This window comes from Bartonella sp. AC10YNML (assembly GCF_042196825.1).
Classification (GTDB): Bacteria; Pseudomonadota; Alphaproteobacteria; order Rhizobiales; family Rhizobiaceae; genus Bartonella.
On record NZ_JBHIRA010000005.1, the window covers coordinates 70,874 to 92,557 of the forward strand.

Genomic DNA, 21,684 nt, shown 5'->3' on the forward strand with positions numbered 1-21,684 from the left:
AATATCAATAAAATTAGGGCATTTTTTCTATGTGGGATGATAAAATTTATAGCTTTAAAGTTATGCTAGCCTGAATTTTTTTCTTTAAGGGGGCTGTTTGGCATTTAGTTTATAGTAGGAAATTGTGAGAGTGGTTAAAGATAAAAATAAAATGCAAGAGTACAAAAATTCTCTTCCTCGCTTTATTCATTTGAGAGTGCATTCAGCTTATTCCTTGCTCGAAGGAGCTTTAAAAATCCCACAAATTATTCAACAGACGATTGTAGATCATGCTCCAGCGGTTGCTATTACCGATACCAATAATTTATTTGGTGCTTTGGAGTTTTCGCAGTATTGTCTTTCTCATGGGGTTCAACCCATTATTGGTTGTCAGCTTACCGTTGATTTTTGTGATGAAAATGATCATTCACATTTGGTTAAAGGACGTAATGCTTCTGATTTCTGCTCTATTGTTCTGTTCGCTTCTAGCGAAACCGGTTATGCTCATTTGGTTCGTCTTGTAAGCCGTGCTTATCTTGATAAATGTGATACTGATCCTCCTCATATTAAAGCTGATTGGTTGTCAGAACACAGTGAAGGTATAATCGCTTTAACGGGTGGAAAGGGAGGACCTATTAATCGTTCTTTGTTAGAAGAAAAAAAAGAACGCGCTGTTGAGCGCTTAATTTATTTAAAAAAAATTTTTTCTGATCGTCTTTATGTGGAATTACAGCGACATGGCTCTTATGACCGAAGAGTAGAAGCAGACCTTATTGAATTGGCTTATGCACATGAAATTCCTCTTGTTGCAACGAATGAAGCCTTTTTTCTGAAGAGAGAGGGGTATGAAGCGCATGATGCATTGATGGCTGTTTCAGAAGGACAAATCGTCTCTAATCCAGATCGCAAGCGAGTGACGCCAGATCATTACTTGAAGTCACAAGATGAAATGGTTGCGCTGTTTTTTGATCTTCCAGAAGCTTTAGAAAATAGTGTTGAAATTGCATTGCGTTGTCATATTGCCACGCCTCTTCGAAAACCGATATTGCCTCGTTTTATAGAACAATCTTCTAATTCAGAAAATACTTTAGAAGCAGAAGATAGTGAATTGTTAAATCAAGCTAAAGCTGGTTTGAAGATGCGCCTTGAAACAATTGGATTGGCTGAAGGGTATACGATTGCAGATTATGAGCAGCGATTAGATTATGAGATTTCAGTTATTACGCGTATGCAATTTTCTGGATATTTTCTTATCGTTTCAGATTTCATAAAATGGGCGAAGATTCATGATATTCCTGTTGGTCCAGGGCGGGGATCTGGTGCTGGTTCACTTGTTGCTTATGCATTAACGATTACCGATGTTGATCCATTGCGTTTTTCCCTTCTTTTTGAACGTTTTCTCAATCCAGATCGTGTTTCGATGCCAGATTTTGATATCGATTTTTGTCAAGAGCGGCGTGAAGAAGTTATTCAATATGTTCAAAAAAAATATGGACGTGATCAAGTTGCTCAAATTATTACCTTTGGTAAGTTACAGGCACGTGCAGTTTTGCGTGATGTGGGGCGTGTTTTAGAAGTTCCTTATCGTCAGGTGGATTATCTTACAAAATTAATTCCTGCCACCCCAGGAAGTCAGGTAGAATTAGCGGATGCTATTAAGGATGAACCTAAATTTGAAGAGGAAAAGAAAAAAGATCCCGTCATTGGACGCGCATTAGATATAGCACTTCAGTTGGAAGGGCTTTATCGTCACGCTTCAACGCATGCTGCTGGGATTGTTATCGGAGATCGGCCGCTTTGGGAGCTTGTCCCGATGTATCGTGATCCTCGTTCTGATATGCCTGTTACACAATTTAACATGAAATATGTAGAACAGGCAGGGTTGGTAAAATTTGATTTTCTTGGACTAAAAACACTGACTGTTTTGAAAATGGCTGTTGATTTTGTTGCCAGAAAGAAGATCAAAATAGATTTGTCAAATATCCCTCTAAATGATGAAGCAACCTACGCTATGATGGCATGTGGTGAAACGGTTGGTGTGTTTCAGGTGGAAAGTTCTGGTATGCGCAAGGCGCTGATTGGAATGAAGCCAGACCGTATTGAAGATATTATTGCGCTGGTTGCGCTTTATCGTCCTGGTCCAATGGAGAATATACCAACCTATAATGCACGTAAACACGGGGAAGAGGAGATAGCTTCTATTCATCCTAAAATAGATCATCTGATTAAAGAAACACAAGGTGTTATAGTCTATCAAGAACAGGTGATGCAGATTGCTCAGGTGCTGGCTGGTTACTCGCTTGGAGAAGCTGATTTATTACGGCGCGCTATGGGGAAAAAAATTCATGCAGAAATGCAAAAACAGCGTACACGTTTTGTCAATGGTGCTGTTGCTGGTGGTGTTGATAAAGAGCAAGCTGATATTATATTTGATCTTTTAGCAAAATTTGCCGATTACGGTTTTAATAAATCACACGCTGCTGCTTATGCGATTGTTTCTTATCAAACAGCGTATATGAAAGCCAATTATCCCGTTGAGTTTTTAGCTGCTTCAATGACGTATGATATGACGAATACCGATAAGCTCAATGATTTTCGGCGTGAAGCGTTAAGGCTGGGTATTGAAGTTATTGCACCTTCTATACAAACATCTCATCGTATTTTTGAGGTTGGTGATAACTGTATTTATTATTCTCTTGCGGCCATTAAAGGTGTGGGAGAAACGGTTGTAGATCATATTGTCACTTGTCGTGGAAATGAGATTTTTAAGGATTTGGAAGATTTTTGTGCGCGTGTTGATCCTCGTATTGTTAATAAGCGTGCGATGGAAAGTTTAGTTTGTGCTGGCGCTTTTGATTGTTTTAACATTGCACGCGAAGTTTTATTAGCGAATCTTGGAACCCTTCATGCGCGAGCGCTTCGTATTCTCGATGACAATTCTAGCGGGCAGGTTGACATATTTGGAATGGCAGGCGGATTAAAAGAGCCCTTGATTTTATCGCAAACGACCCCTTGGTTGTTGGCTGAAAAACTTTATCGAGAATTTCAAGCTATAGGTTTTTACTTTTCAGCTCATCCATTGGATGAGTATCAAGCCATTCTCGCTAAAAAACGCGTTCAGACTTGGGGTAATTTTTCCAATGCCGTTAAAGGAGGAGCAACGGCTGCACGGCTTGCTGGAACTGTTGTGGCAAAAAACGTGCGCAAAACAAAATCTGGTAAAAAAATGGGAATTATTCATTTTTCTGATACAAGTGGACAATATGAAGCAGTTCTCTTTTCTGAGGCACTCTCGGATTATGAAGAGATGCTAGAACCCGGAAAATCTTTTATTATTACGGTGAGCGCAGAAAATCGCTCTGAAGGAGTTAGTTTGCGAATTGAGACAATTCAGTCTTTGGAAAAAGAAGCGTTACAGCAGCATAAAATGATGCGTCTTTTTATAAAAACAGTTGATATGCTTCCACAAATTGAACAAAATTTAAATCTTGGGGGAAATGGAGAGGTTGGACTTATTTTAATTCAAGAGGATGGATTGCGAGAAGTTGAAATTGCGCTTCCTAAGCGATATAAGGTAAATTCACATGTCGCAAATGCTATGAAATTAATTCAGGGTGTTGTTGATGTAGAATTGAGTTAAAGAAAGATTAAAGATGGGAGCTGATTTTGAGTGGTGTTTTTGCTTTTAGGAGAGTTAAAAATTGAGCTTTTAAAATCGGATTGTAGGTTTAGAAAAATATTGCTTTTATTTGAGTAAATTATGATATTTTTTTAGTGTCATAGAGTCAAAAAATCTCTTTCTTTCATAATATTCAAAGTACGGGAAGAATTTTATAAGTTTTTATCACGATTTTTTATAGAATTCATCGCATCATACATATAAAGCCAATTGAGATTTGACATAATACTCTCTGGTGTACGAATTTTCATCATGAGATTACGTGCAATTGCTATGGGCCCCGTTGCATGATAGGTTAATCTATTGAAATCTCCGCGTTTTTTTACTGCTGCAATACGGGTGGTACGTGTTTTTTCGTAAAGCGAAAGTGCTTTCGTTAATGAAAGATTTTTCAATGAAAGTACTTCTGCTAATGTAGCAGCATCTTCGATTGCCATAGCGGCACCTTGTGCTGCAAAAGGTAAGGCAGCGTGTGCGCAATCGCCAACAAATACTTGTCTCTCTAGGCCTAGAAAACGATTTTGTTTCATCTGAAAGAGTGGCCAATATCTCCATTCATCAATATGATCAAAGATTTGTAAGATTTTTGAATTCCAAGCTTTAAAAAGAGATTTAAGTTTTTCTTTATCTCCTTTATAGGCCCATCCCTCTTTTGAATTATCCCCATGTGTAATAGCGACAAAATTTACAATTTTTTCTGACGATTTAATGGGATAAACAACAAGATGATTTTGAGGCCCCATCCAAGCCGTAATTGTCTTCATATTTTGCAATGAAGAACGAAAGTCTTGAGGAAGATTATCAAGTACTGTTGTTGCTCGCCAAGCAATAAAACCACTAAAATTTGCTCTTTCATGAAAAGGAAATTGTTGCCGTAGTGTTGACCAAACGCCATCACATCCGATCAGGAGAGGGGTTGAATAAAGCTGTTGTTGTGTTGCTGTATCTGTTTTTATTGTGGTTATTTTAATGTTGGTTGCCGATTGGGTAGAAGATACAATCGTTTCGCCTGCTTTGTATTTGATCAAAGGATTTGCAATCACTGCATTATATAAAATTTTTTGTAAAGCCGCGCGGTGAATCGTCATATAAGGGGCTTTCCAGTATTTTTCTGTTAGAGTGATAAGATGAGCACGTAGACGTATTTTTAAAGATATTCCATCTTTTAACTCAAGAAAATGTGGGATTGTCGCAACTTCAGTGAGTTTGTTAAGAAGTTCCCAGCGAGCAAGAATAGATGTTGCATTTGGTGTCAGTTGAATACCAGCGCCTATCGTTTCAAGTTTTTTACACTTTTCAATAATGATGCTTGCAATTCCTTTATGAGCGAGTGCTAAAGCGGTACTTAAACCAGCGATTCCTCCTCCAACGATGATGGGTGATTGTTCTACAAACGATTTCATATTAAACAAGCAGAATTAAAAGAGTAGTTATTTAAGAAAGCCCTAGAACACATTATAATAGCTTGTCTGGATGATATAAACATCCTGTTGGGTTTGTTTGATCGTACGATAACGAGGGAACATAACGATAAAGGGTTGAGCAGTAAGGGCAAATTTTCTCATCAGCAGCGCCCATATCAATAAAAATATGAGGGTGATCGAATGGTTGTGTAGCGCCTACACACATAAACTCTTTCACACCAATTTCGATTGTTTTATATCCAAGGTCATTTTGAAAATGGGGAATATTGTGATCAGCCATGGCGTACAAACTCCAGAATAAATTGTCTCATTAGTTATGATAAGGCTCTTCTATTTTATAAGTGTGAGTTTGTAATAAAGCGTATCATAATGCAAGATGCTTTTTAAGACAAACTACTCCTCTTTTATGCTATAATCAGAATAGTTGTCTTACTTTTAGCGCTTTGCGCATAGAACCTCGTTCCAAGTATTTTAAAATATTAAATGGAAACATGACAAGAAAAATGGGGCATTGATGTATTATTATGATGATAACATATTATAAAATATTATGTGAGATATTTCGTCAAGGATTTTAGAAAATATAAAAGAAGCTTAGTTAGAATATATGGAAAAGAGGGTGAAAGATAAAATTTCTATATCAAATATAACAATGAAAAATCCGGTACGGTTTATTAATCGAGAGTTTTCATGGCTACAATTTAATAATCGTGTTTTGATGGAAGCAGCTAATTCGAAACATCCTTTATTAGAACGTCTACAATTTCTTTCTATTTCAGCTGCAAATCTTGATGAGTTTTTTATGGTTCGTGTTGCAGGACTAGCAGCTCAAATTCGTGCTCGCGTTACAGCGTGCAGTGCAGATGGGCACACTCCACAGGAACAACTTGATATTGTGCTCGCTGAGATTTCAAAGCTGCAGGCTCACCAACTACGAGAATTGAATGTTTTACGTGATGAATTAAAAAAGAATGATATTGAAATTATTTGTTCTGATGATCTTTCAGAAATTGAAAAATCATGGCTTGAAAAATATTTTCTTGAGACAATTTTTCCTGTTTTAAAACCTTTGCCTGTTGATGCTACTCATCCTTTTCCATTTATTCCTAATTTAGGGCTTTCTATTGGGCTTCAATTGTCTGGAGAAGCTGATCAGAATTCACACACAGTGTTGTTGTCTATTTCAATGCTTTTAAGGCGTTTCATTCTTCTTCCTCAAGAAGGTAATCATTTTCGTTTTATCGCATCTGAAGATGTTATTTGCCTTTTTATTAAACATGTATTTCCTAACTATGAGATTAAAGGAATTGGTACATTTAGAATAATCCGAGATAGTGATATTGAAGTAGAAGAGGAAGCTGAAGATCTTGTTCATTTTTTTGAAACTGCTCTTAAAAGGCGGCGCCGTGGACAGGTTATTCGAATTGAATTTGACGCAAAAATGCCAGAGAGTTTACGCCAATTTATAGCGAATAGTCTTGCTGTTCCTGATCATTGTATTAATGTTCTTGATGGATTTTTGGCGCTTAATATGGTATCAGAGATTGTTTCTATTCCCCGTGATGATCTCAAATTTATTCCTTATATTTCTCGTGTTCCGAAATGTATTCGTGAACATCATGGGGATTGTTTTGCAGCTATTCGTGAAAATGATATTGTGATTCATCACCCCTATGAGACATTTGATGTTGTTGTCCAATTTTTACGTCAAGCTGCTTGCGATCCTGATGTTGTAGAAATAAAACAAACACTTTATCGTACATCAAATGATAGTCCAATTGTTGGCGCTTTGATTGAAGCAGCTGAACAGGGAAAGTCTGTGACTGCTTTGGTAGAACTTAAAGCACGTTTTGATGAGGAAGCAAATATTCGTTGGGCCCGGGATCTTGAATGTGCTGGGGTTCAAGTTATTTTTGGTTTTATTGCATTAAAAACACATGCTAAGATGTCATTGGTTGTGAGACGTGAGGGAAAACGTCTTCGCTCTTATGTTCATCTTGGAACAGGAAACTACCATCCCATTAACGCTAAAACTTATACCGATCTTTCTTTTTTTTCCACGGATGATGTTATTGCTCATGATGTTGCGTTATTGTTCAATTATATTGCGCAATATGAGCATCCAAATGAAACAATAAAGATTGCTTTTTCACCTTTAACATTGCGTGGTCGTATCTTAGAGCATATTGAGGGAGAAATTGTTCATGCACAACAGGGAAGATTTGCTGCTATTTGGATGAAAGTTAATGCATTGGTTGATCCTGAAATTATTGATGCTTTATATCGTGCCAGTCAAGCAGGGGTGCAAATTGATTTGGTTGTGCGGGGGATATGTTGTTTACGTCCTGGTATTCTAGGAATTTCGGATAATATTCGTGTAAAATCAATCGTCGGGCGTTTTCTTGAACATAGTCGCATTTTTTGTTTTGGGAATGGTCAAGATTTGCCTAATGAAAATGCACTCGTTTACTTAGGCTCTGCTGATATGATGCCTCGTAATTTGGACTATCGTATTGAAATATTGGTTCCAGTTTTTAATAAAATAGTGCGTCAAAAAATTCTTTTACAGATTATGTTAGCTAATATCATTGATAATCAACAAAGCTTTGATATACTTAAGGATGGAACATCAAAACGTATTACACCGCAGAGAGGTGAAAGTCTATTTAATGCGCAGGAGTATTTTATGGCCAATACAAGTTTTGCGGGGGAAAATGAGTCTTTTGAGTCTTCTGTTTCGCGCTTGGTTGCGTTGCATCGGCAACAAGCCGAAATACATAAAGACTAAAATCCAATGACATATAGAGATGCTCAAGGTCGGTTAAAAGGGCGTAAGCCTGTTGCTGTTATTGATATTGGCTCAAATTCTGTTCGGTTGGTTATTTATGAGGGGCTTGTTCGATCACCAACGGTTTTATTTAATGAAAAGATTCTTTGTGGTCTCGGGCATGGTGTGGCGAAAACGGGATTTTTAGAAGAAAAATCGATGAAAATGGCGTTGCAAACACTGAAACGGTTTCGTACGCTTTGTCGACAGATTGGGGCAGATGAGGTCTATACTTTAGCAACAGCAGCAGCACGAGATGCACAGAATGGCGTAGCATTTATTCAGCATGCTGAAGATATTTTGCAAAATAAAATATATCTTCTTTCAGGAAGTGAAGAAGCTATGTATTCAGCCTATGGAGTTGTGTCTACCTTTTATCAACCAAAAGGTATTTCTGGGGATCTTGGTGGTGGAAGTCTTGAGCTGATTGATATTGATCATTCTGATGTTGGTGAAGGGATAACGCTCCCATTGGGTGGTTTAAGGCTACAGTATATATCAAATAATGATAGTGCTGTAGCTACAAAAATTGTACATGAGCAATTTTATAAATCGTCTGTTGTTCGTGCTCGTAAAGGTATAGCACGTTATTTTTATGCAGTAGGGGGGACATGGCGTAATTTGGCAAAACTCCATATGGCAATGAAACACTATCGGCTTCCTGTTATGCATGGCTATGAAGTTGATGCTGTTGAAATGGAGAACTTTTTACGTCTTGTAGCGCGTGGCAATATTGATAATATGAGAGGGATTGCAGCGGTTTCTCAGAACCGTCGAAAACTTTTATCTTATGGGGCAATAGTTCTTATTGAACTCATTCAGTGTATGGAGTTTGAAAAGATAATCTTTTCTGGTGCTGGCGTTCGTGAAGGTTTTCTTTATTCACGATTGCCGCAGGCGATTCGACTTTCTGATCCTCTCATTGCAGCATGCACAGAAATGGCTATTTTACGGGCACGTTCACCAAAACAAGCAGAAGAACTCATTGATTTTACGACGAATGCTTTTGAAGTTTTTGGAATTTCAGAAACTGAAAATGAATGCCGTTATCGTCAAGCCGCTTGTCTTCTTGCGGATATTGGTTGGCGTATACATCCAGATTATCGAGGCAATGAAGCAGCAAATCAAATAGCTTTAGGATCTTATCCAGGAATTTCTCATGAAGGGCGCCTTTATGCGGCGCTTTCTGTTTTTTTTCGCAATACGAGTTTATTGGTTGATAAAGAATCTCTTCCCATTTTTCAATTAGCAACTCAAAATATAATTGATAAAGCACGTATTCTTGGTGAAACTATGCGTCTTGCTCATCTTTTTAGTGCTTCTGTTGCAGGAATTTTACCTCATTTATTGTGGCATAAAAAAGCAGATCATATTATCTTGCAGATCCCAAAGAATTACGCTGGATTATTAGGAGAACGTCCTCTTGGACGATTAAAGAAGTTATCAACAATAATAAAACAACCTCTCGCTTTTGAAATTTTTTGATTTTTTTCCTAATTTATTCGTGTTTTATGTCTTATAATAAAGCCATTGACGAGGGATAAGCTAGGTAGCCTGTCATCATGAGCTGAACAACTGGTTGTTTCATAATGCCTGATCCAGACTCTACGCAAGGCATTTTTAATGCCCTGAGCATTCATAAAAGAAAATATAATTTTTTATTCTGTTATTTGCGTCACAGGATGTGATTTGCATTTCATAAGCTTCATGTAAAAATAAAAGCCTTGTCCGTCTTTACGTGACAAGGTTTTCTTTTTATGCTGCGTCGTTATAACGTTTCTGTTTAGCTTTCTTGATTATATTGATAAGATTTGATTGTAGCCAACGCGATAAAAAAACAAATTTTAAAGATTTTTGGAGAGATCCATTGGTTATATGACGCCGGAATGTTGAACCACTTATATGAAGTAATTTTGCACTTTCACGGTTTGGCAAAAGAATATCATTTTCTGACTTTATAAAATCCTTTCACTATAAAAAATAGAAACAAATCATAACTATTTATTAATCATATTTTTGAATCCTTTGTAAGATGCTTAATCTATAAAAAACAGCGCTTTATCATATAATTTCTTATGTGATACTTTATGAGTCTTATTGAGATAAAATGAGAGAATCCTACGATATTCGGAGTTCTAATTCAATATAAATAACGCTAGATTATCTTTATAAATCAATATATTGCCTTTGTTAGGTATTTTAGTTGTTATGCTGGCTCGTTTTTGATTGTTAGATTGCAATCTCGGTAGTTTTTTTATACGATATGGTGACGTGAGGCATTATATCTTTGTTTTTTTCTATTGCTAGGCTGCTATTTTTGTAATGAATGCGCTTTTATTATCAGAGCTTTTTCTTTTTAAAGCTTTTAAATAAGGAGCGGTCTGTTTTTTTAGATTATTTTTAATAGGATTGCTATTTGATTGACCTGATAAAGATTTAGCTGTCATTTTTAATAAGAGTTCACTATTTAATTTTTTAACTTTATCAGAAGTAGGCTTTATTTATCCTGTTTGCATTGGCCTATAAGGCATACCAATTGATGTAGATAATGAGTAGCGTAATGGATTTTTTAAAATAAAAATGTAAATGTAAATTAAAGCTGTTTTGTGCTTATTTTCCCATCGTGAAAGTAAAAACCTATCTGGCCCTTTAGCAGTTGTTCGGCTTTTTGACCAAATATTTCATAGCGCCAGCCATTCATAGCGGGAATATTTTTCTTTATTCCTCCATTGGCAATTTTTTCTAAATCATTAGATGTTGCAATAATTTTAGGGGCAATGCTGTTTTCATTTGCAACAATTTTTAATAACACTTTGAGCAGATCGATAACAGCGGCTGTCGTATCATTGAGTGGATTATGTTTAGGAATGGGGGGTAAAGTGGAAAGATCCACCTCTAATCCTTCGTGGACAGCTTTGATTAATGATTGAGCAATTGAGAATTTATCCCAATTCTTATTAAGACTGCGCAACCGTTTTAATGCAGATTCATCTTTTGGTTGTTGGATTGCTATTTCTATAAGACATTCATCTTTTATAATATGACGACGTGGCATATTGTATTTTCGTGCTTCACGTTCACGCCAAGCTGCTATCTTTTGTAATACAGCAAGTTCACGTGGCTTTTTAATTTGTCCTTTCACTTTTTTCCATGCTTCATCTTCTGGCATGTCATAGGTTTTAGGATTTAAAAGGATTGTTATTTCATCGTCCATCCAGTGAGCACGTTGATTTTTTTCTAACCGTTTTTTCAATAACAGGTAAACATCTCTTAAGTAAGTTACATCGGCAAGTGCGTAGAGCAGTTGTTTTTCAGATAAAGGTCGGCAACTCCAGTCTGTAAAGCGGGAGGATTTATCAAGATGATGCCCTGTGCAGCGTTGTACAATTTGATCATAGGAGATAGAATCACCAAATCCACAAATTGATCCTGCTATTTGCGTATCAAAGAGAGGGGAGGGAATAACACCTCCAAGGTGATAAATTGTTTCAATATCTTGGCGCGCAGCATGAAAAACTTTTACAACTTTTTTATCGACCATAAGGTCAAAAAATGGTTGTAAATCGATATCTGGTGCTATGGGATCAATCAAAACTGTGACATCTGGTGATGCGAGCTGGATTAAACACAGTTGAGGCCAAAAAGTTGTTTCGCGGATAAACTCAGTATCGACAGTTACAAAATCAGAGGTACGTAGAGCGTTAAGTGCAATTTTAAGATCTGTTGTTTTTGTAATAAGATTCATCATTTTATTATAATTCGATAAATTAAATTTGTGCTTTATTGACTTTATTTCTGAGTTTTTATTCTCATATCTTGACAAATGGTTATTAAAAAGCGTTTGTAGCGCATGTGAATATTATAATCAAAGGCAAAAAACATGCACCGTTATCGCAGTCATCATTGTGCGGCTCTTCGTAGATGTGATGTAGGAACACAAGTTCGTCTTTCAGGATGGGTTCATCGTGTTCGTGATCATGGAGGGATTCTTTTTGTGGATTTACGTGATCATTTTGGAATCACACAAATTGTTGCTGACCCTGCTTCACCAGCTTTTAAAGTTATTGAAAAAGTGCGTTCTGAATGGGTTATTCGTGTGGATGGGGAGGTATGTGCTCGTTCTGATGAGGTTATTAATGCAACGCTTCCAACAGGTGAGATTGAAATTTTTGCACAAGAGGTAGAAATTCTTTCAAAATCTGATGAGCTTCCTTTACCGGTTTTTGGTGAGCCTGATTATCCAGAAGATATTCGATTAAAATATCGTTTTCTTGATTTGCGTCGGGAGACTATGCACAAAAATATCATGCGTCGGACTGAAATTATTGCAGCTATGAGACGGGCTATGCAAAATAATGGTTTTACGGAATTTACGACGCCACTTTTGACAGCTTCATCGCCGGAAGGGGCGCGTGATTTTTTAGTTCCAAGTCGTGTTCATCAGGGAAAATTTTATGCGTTACCGCAAGCGCCACAGCAATATAAACAATTGTTGATGATGTCAGGTTTTGATCGTTATTTTCAGATTGCTCCATGTTTTAGAGATGAAGATCCAAGGGCCGACCGTCTTCCTGGTGAATTTTATCAATTAGATGTTGAAATGAGTTTTGTTGAGCAAGAAGATGTTTTAGCAACTATGGAACCTATTATGCGTTCTATTTTTGAAGAATTTGCGGATGGAAAAACTGTGACACAAAGCTTTCCTCGCATTTCTTATGATGAAGCAATGCGAAAATATGGTTCTGATAAGCCTGACTTGCGTAATCCGATCATTATGGAAGATGTTTCTCAGCATTTTTATAATTCTGGTTTCAAAGTCTTTGCTCAAATTTTAGCGAATGATGAGAATGCACAAGTGTGGGCTATTCCAGCTAAAACGGGTGGAAGTCGTGCTTTTTGTGATCGTATGAATGTATGGGCACAAGGCGAGGGGCAACCAGGACTTGGCTATATTTTCTGGCGTGAAGAAGAAGGAAAATTTGAAGGAGCAGGGCCTATCGCCAAAAATATTGGTGAACAGAGGACTGAAGCAATCCGTATACAGCTTGGGCTTGAAAGTGGGGATGCCTGTTTTTTTGTAGCTGGAGACCCTAAAAAATTCGCATCTTTTGCTGGAGCAGCACGCACAAAGGTAGGGGAAGAATTAGATCTTCTTGATAGAGATAGTTTCTCTTTGGCGTGGATTGTTGATTTTCCATTTTTTGAATGGAATGAAGATGAAAAAAAGATTGATTTTGGACATAATCCTTTTTCCATGCCTCAAGGGGGAGAAAATGCCCTTGCCTGTCAAGATCCTCTTACTATTAAAGCTTTTCAATATGATCTTGTTTGCAATGGTTATGAAATTGCATCAGGTGGAATTCGTAATCACTTACCAGAAATGATGCTTAAAGTTTTTGAACTTGTAGGACTTTCTAAGGAAGTTGTGAAAGATCGTTTCGGTGGTCTTTATCGTGCATTCCATTATGGGGCTCCGCCACATGGTGGCATGGCTGCGGGAATCGACCGCATCATTATGCTGTTGCAAGGTGTTAAAAATTTGCGTGAAGTTGCTTTATTCCCTATGAATCAACAAGCACTTGATCTTTTGATGAGTGCTCCGTCTGAGGTTTCTCCTACACAATTACGTGATTTAGGAATCCGCATGGCTCCTACTCATAAAAATAGTTCATAAAGTTGGTTGTGGATTGTTGTCATCTTTCTACATAAAGTGAAGCGTTGATGCTTCTCTATGGGGTCAGTGTGTGTACTATTTGTAAAAATTGAGATAAACAAAAAATGCTGTTGTTTTGATTTTTTATGAGGGTATTATTTTTAAAAAAATATCTCTCAATGCTCTCAATTGTGTTTTACGATGCTTTTTCGTATGAAAGGTATAACTATAAAAGCCTCATGAGTGATATAAAAATCGTTGTGTAGCACTAATCACCGTTTTACTTTCTAGATTTCAATTATTGATAGTTCTTGTAAGCAAATGGGTTTATAAGAGGTATTTTTCTTCCTTTCTTCATATAGAAGCTTTTCCGCTTATGATAAGCGGGGAAATGTTTGTGATTGATTGATTGTAAGAAATGAGAGAATTCTACAATATTCTGGAGTTTCATTTAAGTTGTAAAAAAATTAATTATCTTTATATATCAATATATTATTTATTTTGAAAATGTCAGTTTCTCTATTTAACACTGAAAAAATGATTTACTTTCTTTGTTATTTATCACTTAAAGAGGATATTTAAAAAGTTTTCGATAATGTATGAAGTATTTTCATATACTGCTTAGGACAAGAGGGAAGAACATGTATAAATTTTTCAAATTGATATAATTTTCTGTTCATGTTTTAATTGCAGCACTTATTTTTATGTCGTTGACTTTTAATAAAAAAGTCGACTCATAAAGGGTTGTTTTAAATAAATCCTATAAAATAACTTTTTATTATTGTGGGAACTTTTGTTCTAATATTATGTCTGATAAAATGAATTTACCTTTTGATAAAGAACATATTGAGCCAATAGAATTACGTTCTGCTTTACAGGAACGTTATTTGGCTTATGCGCTTTCTACGATTACGCACCGTGCATTGCCTGATGTGCGTGATGGATTGAAGCCTGTCCATCGGCGGATTGTTCACGCGATGCGGCTTCTCAAACTAAATCCTGGACAGTCTTATGCGAAATGTGCGCGGATTGTCGGTGATGTCATGGGAAAATTTCATCCTCATGGGGATGCATCTATTTATGATGCTTTGGTGCGCTTGGCTCAAAGTTTTGCAGTTCGTTATCCGTTGGTTGATGGACAAGGCAATTTTGGCAATATTGATGGTGATAATGCTGCTGCTATGCGTTATACGGAAGCACGGATGACTGAAGTGGCAGCATTGTTGCTTGAAGGTATTAATGAAAACGCCATTGATTTTCGTTTAACTTATAATGAGGAAGATGAAGAGCCTGTTGTTTTGCCTGGGGCTTTTCCTAATCTTTTAGCAAATGGTTCATCAGGGATTGCTGTTGGTATGGCAACATCTATTCCACCCCATAATGTTGCTGAGCTTTGTGATGCGGCGCTACATTTAATTGCACATCCCGATGCACATGATGAGGAATTAAATCAGTTCGTTCTTGGTCCTGATTTTCCAACTGGTGGCATTTTAGTTGAGCCTAAAAAGAGTATTGAGGAATCTTATCGTATTGGTCGGGGTTTTTTTCGCTTGCGTTCACGTTGGCATCAGGAATCTGGTAGCCGTGGTTCTTATGTGATTGTGGTGACTGAAATTCCCTATCAGATTCAAAAGTCACGTCTTATTGAAAAAACAGCAGAGTTACTGCTTGCTCGGCGATTACCAATGCTTGAGGATATCCAAGATGAATCAGCAGAAGATATCAGAATCGTGCTGGTTCCTAAAAATCGGTCGGTTGATCCGGAGCTCCTTATGGAGTCTCTTTTTAAATTGACTGACTTTGAAGTAAGATTTCCCCTTAATCTGAATGTTTTGTCTTTGGGAAAAATACCCAATGTCCTTTCTTTGCGAGAAAGTTTGCATCAATGGCTTGAACATCGTCAAGAAGTGCTTATTCGTCGCTCTCATTATCGGCTTGATCAAATTGATAGCCGATTGGAAATTCTCCATGGATATCTTATTGCCTATTTAAATCTCGATGAGGTCATTAAGATTATTCGTGAAGAGGATGAACCTAAAAAGCAGCTTATCAGTCGTTTTGAATTAACAGAAAATCAAGCAGAAGCTATTCTTAATATGCGCTTGCGCTCTTTACGTAAGCTTGAGGAATTTGAAATTCGTAAGGAATTTGAAAGTTTGAAAGCTGAAAAAGAAAAGCTAAAGAATTTGTTAGCTTCTCCTATAAAACAGTGGAAAATAATTTCAGAAGAAATCAAAAAAGTTCGAAACACTTTTGGTCCTGAAACACTCTTGGGGAAAAGACGTACGACGTTTGAAGAGGCACCAAGACATGATCTTGATGATATTCAACAAGCAATGATCGAAAAAGAACCGGTTACTATTGTTATTTCTGAAAAGGGGTGGGTGCGTGCTTTAAAGGGGCATTTAAACGATTATAAAGCACTTTCTTTTAAAGAAGGAGACAGTTTAAAGTTAGCCTTTCCAGCATTTACGACCGACAAGATTGTGCTGATCAGTACGGGGGGAAAGTTTTTTGCTATTGGTGCAAATAGTTTACCTGGAGGGCGGGGACATGGTGAACCTATTCGTCTTTTAGTTGATATGGACGATGAGCACGATATTTTTACAGCTTTTGTGCATCATGCAGAGGGAAAATTGCTCTTGGTTTCGTCTCATGGAAATGGCTTTATTGTCCTTGCTTCAGAAGTGATCGCCAATACACGAAAAGGAAAGCAAGTGATGAATGTCAAATCTCCTGATAAGGTGAAACTTTGTGTTCCGGTAAATGGTGATCATGTTGCTGTGGTCGGTGAAAACCGTAAAATGCTTATTTTTTCTATTGAACAAATACCAGAAATGAATCGCGGTAAAGGTGTTCGTTTACAGCGTTACAAAGAGGGTGGCATTGTTGATGCCAAAACTTTTAATTTATCAGAAGGTTTAAGTTGGCAAGATACAGCTGATCGAATCTTTAACCGCCAAGCTGATGATCTCATTGAATGGATGGGAACGCGTGCGGGCGTCGGGCGTTTGGTTCCAAGGGGATTTCCAAAATCGGGAAAATTTATCAATTAAATTTATTTTATAAACGGGAAAGTGCCGTATGACTTTATGATATGCAATATATTGATTTATAAAGATAACGTATCACTTTTATAGTGAAAGAAAGGCCTAAAGTGTGAGTTTTTTTCTTAATTTTTGTCCTGTTTAGGTTAAATCAGTAAAAAATATTTGCATGTCATAAGATGAGGGGGGATTGTGTGCATAAAAACTATTGAGGAAAAGAATAAAAATATTTCTTATAGACTGTTTGAAATATAAGAGCTGTTGCAACAATAGGTATGTTTGTTTTTTGTTAGTGATTATATTTTTAAAAACTGGGAATAGTATTATGATGACGATTTGCGTCTTTATTAAGTAAAGATACTGCTATTCAATGATTTTTATACAGTTCACTGTTTTTTTAACCTTATATCATTCATGAATGTTGTCGTGAAATGATTTGAGAAGTTTATTTTTAAAACAAACATGTGAATGTTCAGCACAAGAGTGTCCTATTTTATATTATAGGCATTTCCTTATTGTTCAAGAGAGATATTATTAATTGTCTCATAAAGCAGTCTTTATTCGTTAGGGTTATTATGATATTGCCTAAAAAGATGACCACGTTCAGCCCATAAAACAAGAAGTATGGCAGTGAGGCTCAGAAAGAAAAATCCTGCTGAGTTTGGGATGGTTGTTTCATCAAATTGTTGGGCAATAAAAAAGCTAAGTCCTGCACCGATAGATGTTTGAAGAAAGCCGGATACAGAAGATGCTGTTCCAGCAATTTCGCCTACAGATTCGAGAGCGAGTGTATTGAAATTGGCCATAATGCCACCACAGGTAAACATTAATATACAATATAACGTCATATAAAAAGGAAAAGGGATAACACCACCTGCTAAGATGGAGCCAATAAACCAAATGCATGAAGTGGCACAAAAGAGCAAAAGCATAGTATGAGCAATACGTCTCATTCCAAGACGTCCGACAAGTCGAGAATTCATGAATGATGAGAAAGCCTGAAATGCAGCACCGATGGCAAATGCGATAGGAAACCAAAAGCCTAAGTTATAAATTCCTTCATAGGTTTGTTGTGATGTATTAACAGCAATAAAAATGCACCCTAAAATGATAGAAGTTGCAAGTGTATAGCAAAGTGTTGTACGATTTGTCACAACAATCCATAAATTGTGTTTGACTGAAGAAAAGGAAAGAGGGCGTTGTTCATGAAGTGTTTCAGGCAAGCGGAATTGAATCCAAATCATCAGCCCGAAACCAATCATTGCCATGAAAATAAAAATATATTGCCAATGTCCGAGTAGTAAAATGACCTGTCCTGTTGCGGGACCAACCATTGGTGCAACAAGAAAAACCATCATAACAATAGACATAACTTCTGCCATTTTTCGACCACTGTAAAGATCACGTACGACGGAAACTGTAAGAACCCGCATAGCAGCTCCTCCAATACCTTGCAAGATACGCAAAATAAGTAAGAGAGAAAAATCAGTTACAAAGGCACAGCCAATCGCCGTAAATGAATAAAAAGCAAGACCAATAAGGATAAGTTTACGTCGTCCATACCGATCGCTTATGGGACCGAAAAATATTTGAGCAATACCATAGCTAATAAGATAACTCGAAATGATATAATGTTGATCATTTTCATTAAGAACATTTAAGCCGTCCAAAATGTTGGGCATAGCTGGCAGCATAATATCAACAGCTATAGCGTTAATAGCCATGAGAGAAGCAATAAGAACAACAAATTCTTTATAGCCAATTTTTTTTCTAATCGCATCACTATGTGTTTGTTCATTGAGTGAATATGACATATGGCATCCTTGAAATAAAAATTTCGTCTAAAAACAGCTCTTTTTAAGAGTCTGAATAAAATGAAAGATACCTATGATTGATTGCAGGGAATATTTTTTTCTTTCAAAAGTTCCTGTAACTCATTGTTTTGAAACATCTCTTTAACAATATCACAGCCTCCGATAAATTCACCTTTGATATAAAGCTGTGGAATTGTTGGCCAATTCGAGTAATCTTTAATCCCTTGACGCAATTCGTTAGAAGTTAAGATATTAATCCCTTTATAATTCAATCCTAAATAATCAAGGATTTGAACAACTTGTCCTGAAAACCCGCATTGCGGAGCGTCAGGTGTTCCTTTCATGAATAAAATGACGTCGTTTGTTTTAATCTCGTTGTCAATAAAATCATGAACAGTGGTCATTTTTATCCCTCGATATTTCAGATTTTTATCAGTGTGTAATTTATATTCATACTATTTTTAATCGTATTAAATGTGTGAATGCAAGAAGAAATTTTAGATTATTTTGGAATATTTGTTTGCAACATTAAGGCATGAAGGTCATTTCCCATATTGCCTTTAAGGGCATCATAAACCATTTTATGTTGTTGAACACGGGTTTTACCACGAAAACTTTCAGAAATAACTTCTGCAGCATAATGTTCTCCATCTCCAGCAAGATCACGAACTATTACAATAGCATCAGGAATACTTTCACGAATAAGCGTTTCAATTGCATGGGCACTCATCGCCATCATTATTCTCCTATGTTATTCATTTTTTTATAAAGGCTGTTTAAGAGAAAAAACAATTTTTACTCTTCACCCATAAATTGTGGAAACCAGTTTTCATAGGCTTTTGTGAGTTTGTCTATAGAAAGTTTTAGTATTCCATCTATATCAAGTGCATCACCTGCAACGTTACCTAGCTCTATTAAAGAAACTGCATTTATTTGTGCGAGCTCTTTAAGGCTATTGAGTGCTTCAGGTTTGACTGCTAAAAGATAACGTCCTTGGTCTTCTCCAAAAAGTTCTGCATGTTCTGGTGATTGGTTGCTTAATTTTGTTTTGATCCCTTTACCTGCTTTAATGACCATTTCTGCAAGCGCAATCGCTAATCCTCCATCAGAAAGATCATGGGCGGCGTGAACAAAACCACGATGTATGACATCTCGAACAAATTGACCATGCTTTTTTTCAAGTTGTAAATCTACGTGAGGGGGGGCACCTGCATCAATATTTAAAATGTTTCGCGCATAGATTGATTGTCCTAAATGAGAACCGCAATCTCCCACTAAAACAATATAATCTCCATTTTGCATCCCCTTTATTGTTACCATTTTAGACCAATCACCAAGAAGTCCTACACCAGCAATTGTAGGGGTTGGAAGAATAGCTTCTCCATTTGTTTCGTTGTAAAGAGAAACATTGCCTGAAACGATAGGGAAATCGAGGATTCTACAAGCTTCCCCTATCCCTTTAATAGCCAAGACCAGTTGTCCCATAATTTCAGGTTTTTCAGGGTTACCAAAATTGAGATTATCTGTAGCAGCCAACGGCGTTGCACCTGTCGTACTAATATTTCGCCAACATTCTGCGACAGCTTGTTTTCCTCCCTCATAAGGGTCTGCTTCACAATAGCGAGGTGTTACATCAGAAGAAAAAGCAAGAGCACGTTTGCTATTGTTGCCTACACGGATAACGCCTGCATCGCCTCCTGGGCGGATAAGGCTATTTCCTTGGATAAGGGTATCATATTGTTCATAAATCCATCGTCGTGAACTTTGATCAGCAGAATTCAATAAGCTCAAAAGCGCATCACCAAGATTGTTAACTTTTTTGACGTCTTCTGTTTTCAGGAGTGTTTTTTTTGCAGGTTCACTCCAAGGACGGTCATAAACAGGTGCTTCATCACCAAGTTCTTTGATGGGAAGATTAACAACTTCTTTCCCTTGATGAAATACACGGAAACGTAGATCATTGGTTGTTTTTCCAATAATAGAAAAATGGAGCCCCCATTTATGAAAAATTGCTGCTGCTTTCTTTTCTAACTCTGGTTTAAGAACCATGAGCATACGCTCTTGGCTTTCAGAAAGCATCATTTCATAGGCTGTCATGTTTTCTTCACGAACGGGAACTGCATCAAGATTAAGCTGTATTCCTAGATTGCCTTTTGCACCCATTTCAACGGCAGAAGAGGTGAGACCTGCAGCTCCCATATCTTGAATAGCAACCACAGCTCCAAGTTCCATGAGCTCTAAACATGCTTCAAGAAGACACTTTTCTGTAAAAGGATCACCGACTTGAACGGTTGGACGTTTTTCACTGATTGAATCATCGAATTCAGCAGAAGCCATTGTTGCTCCACCGACACCATCTCGCCCTGTTTTTGCCCCAAGATAAACAACAGGGAGTCCGATGCCTTGCGCTTTAGAATAAAAAAGGGCGTCTGTCTTTGCAATACCGGCTACAAAGGCGTTAACAAGGATATTGCCATTATAACGCTCATCAAAATTTACTTCTCCACCAACCGTTGGAACGCCAAAAGCATTGCTGTAACCACCAATACCAGAAACAACACCGGAAACAAGATGGCGTGTTCGTGGATGATCAGGAGCGCCAAATCGCAATGCATTCATAGCGGCGACAGGACGGGCTCCCATTGTGAAGACATCACGTAAAATACCACCAACACCTGTTGCTGCACCTTGATAAGGTTCAATATAAGAAGGATGGTTATGGCTTTCCATTTTAAAAACCACACATTCCCCTTCACCAATATCAACAACGCCAGCATTTTCACCAGGCCCTTGAATGACACACTTTCCTTCTGTTGGAAGAGTTTTTAGCCATTTTTTAGAGGATTTATAAGAACAATGTTCGTTCCACATTGCAGAAAAAATTCCTAGTTCAGTAAATGTTGGCTCTCTACCGATTAACGTCAGGATACGTTGATATTCATCTTCTTTTAGCCCGTGTTGTGCAATGAGCTCTGGTGTAATAGTGATGTTATCGCAAGGCTTCATGAGTATTTATCCGTTAAATTAACTGAAATTTAGCATTTTAGTTTCTATCTAGCAGCTATTATAAGCAATAATGTTGTTTAATAATAAAAATATTCATAGACCGTAAGCTGAAGATTTTATTCGTTTGTTTGATGGGATTTAAGACCAAAAACGATCTTAAATAATTATGTATTTAGAAAATAATATCCATTGTTGTTTGTGAATAATTCCGTTCATGGATTTACGACGCAAGATATAGACCTTTGTTTTTTATAA

Annotated in this window: 14 protein-coding genes; 5 read left to right on the plus strand and 9 right to left on the minus strand. The window is 37.1% G+C overall.

What is annotated here, in order from left to right; translation table 11 throughout:
• The first annotated feature begins 130 nt into the window (after window positions 1-130).
• Complete coding sequence (dnaE, locus tag ACFINA_RS04120; RefSeq protein ID WP_375615123.1) at window positions 131-3,619, plus strand: DNA polymerase III subunit alpha; 3,489 nt, start codon at window positions 131-133, stop codon at window positions 3,617-3,619.
• A 191-nt stretch (window positions 3,620-3,810) separates the two neighbouring features.
• Here the strand turns inward: dnaE and ACFINA_RS04125 are convergent, their stop codons facing one another.
• The gene (locus tag ACFINA_RS04125; RefSeq protein WP_375606647.1) at window positions 3,811-5,061 is read right to left on the minus strand and encodes an FAD-binding protein; all 1,251 of its coding nucleotides are present in this window, start codon (window positions 5,059-5,061) and stop codon (window positions 3,811-3,813) included.
• 52 nt (window positions 5,062-5,113) lie between these two features.
• The gene (locus tag ACFINA_RS04130; RefSeq protein WP_375606646.1) at window positions 5,114-5,362 is read right to left on the minus strand and encodes a zinc-finger domain-containing protein; all 249 of its coding nucleotides are present in this window, start codon (window positions 5,360-5,362) and stop codon (window positions 5,114-5,116) included.
• 327 nt (window positions 5,363-5,689) lie between these two features.
• Between ACFINA_RS04130 and ACFINA_RS04135 the strand changes: the two genes are divergently transcribed.
• Both ACFINA_RS04135 and ppx read left to right on the plus strand, forming a co-directional pair.
• Window positions 5,690-7,870: an RNA degradosome polyphosphate kinase gene (locus tag ACFINA_RS04135; protein ID WP_375606645.1), complete on the plus strand. Its 2,181-nt coding sequence runs from the start codon at window positions 5,690-5,692 to the stop codon at window positions 7,868-7,870.
• 6 nt (window positions 7,871-7,876) lie between these two features.
• Complete coding sequence (gene ppx, locus ACFINA_RS04140; protein WP_375606644.1) at window positions 7,877-9,394, plus strand: exopolyphosphatase; 1,518 nt, start codon at window positions 7,877-7,879, stop codon at window positions 9,392-9,394.
• A 270-nt stretch (window positions 9,395-9,664) separates the two neighbouring features.
• Here the strand turns inward: ppx and ACFINA_RS04145 are convergent, their stop codons facing one another.
• From ACFINA_RS04145 to rnd, 3 genes are all read right to left on the minus strand, one after another.
• Window positions 9,665-9,868 (minus strand): DNA-binding protein, encoded by a 204-nt coding sequence (locus ACFINA_RS04145; RefSeq protein ID WP_375608337.1) that lies wholly within the window; start codon window positions 9,866-9,868, stop codon window positions 9,665-9,667.
• 344 nt (window positions 9,869-10,212) lie between these two features.
• The gene (locus tag ACFINA_RS04150) at window positions 10,213-10,356 is read right to left on the minus strand and encodes a hypothetical protein (RefSeq protein WP_375608318.1); all 144 of its coding nucleotides are present in this window, start codon (window positions 10,354-10,356) and stop codon (window positions 10,213-10,215) included.
• 146 nt (window positions 10,357-10,502) lie between these two features.
• A complete protein-coding gene (gene rnd, locus ACFINA_RS04155) occupies window positions 10,503-11,657 on the minus strand; it encodes a ribonuclease D (RefSeq protein WP_375606642.1) in 1,155 nt (384 codons plus the stop codon).
• Between the two features lie 132 nt (window positions 11,658-11,789).
• Between rnd and aspS the strand changes: the two genes are divergently transcribed.
• Window positions 11,790-13,583, plus strand: a complete 1,794-nt coding sequence (gene aspS / locus ACFINA_RS04160; protein ID WP_375608317.1) for an aspartate--tRNA ligase — start codon at window positions 11,790-11,792, stop codon at window positions 13,581-13,583.
• Window positions 13,584-14,368: 785 nt separating this feature from the next.
• The gene (gene parC, locus ACFINA_RS04165; protein WP_375608316.1) at window positions 14,369-16,618 is read left to right on the plus strand and encodes a DNA topoisomerase IV subunit A; all 2,250 of its coding nucleotides are present in this window, start codon (window positions 14,369-14,371) and stop codon (window positions 16,616-16,618) included.
• Window positions 16,619-17,166: 548 nt separating this feature from the next.
• Here the strand turns inward: parC and ACFINA_RS04170 are convergent.
• From ACFINA_RS04170 to purL, 4 genes are all read right to left on the minus strand, one after another.
• Entirely contained in the window at window positions 17,167-18,423 is a 1,257-nt protein-coding gene (locus ACFINA_RS04170) for a multidrug effflux MFS transporter (protein ID WP_375609375.1), read from the minus strand.
• A gap of 71 nt (window positions 18,424-18,494) precedes the next feature.
• Window positions 18,495-18,827 (minus strand): Grx4 family monothiol glutaredoxin, encoded by a 333-nt coding sequence (gene grxD, locus ACFINA_RS04175; RefSeq protein ID WP_375606638.1) that lies wholly within the window; start codon window positions 18,825-18,827, stop codon window positions 18,495-18,497.
• A 98-nt stretch (window positions 18,828-18,925) separates the two neighbouring features.
• Window positions 18,926-19,159, minus strand: a complete 234-nt coding sequence (locus ACFINA_RS04180; RefSeq protein WP_375606724.1) for a BolA/IbaG family iron-sulfur metabolism protein — start codon at window positions 19,157-19,159, stop codon at window positions 18,926-18,928.
• 59 nt (window positions 19,160-19,218) lie between these two features.
• Complete coding sequence (gene purL / locus ACFINA_RS04185; RefSeq protein WP_375615124.1) at window positions 19,219-21,429, minus strand: phosphoribosylformylglycinamidine synthase subunit PurL; 2,211 nt, start codon at window positions 21,427-21,429, stop codon at window positions 19,219-19,221.
• Between the last annotated feature and the right edge of the window lie 255 nt (window positions 21,430-21,684).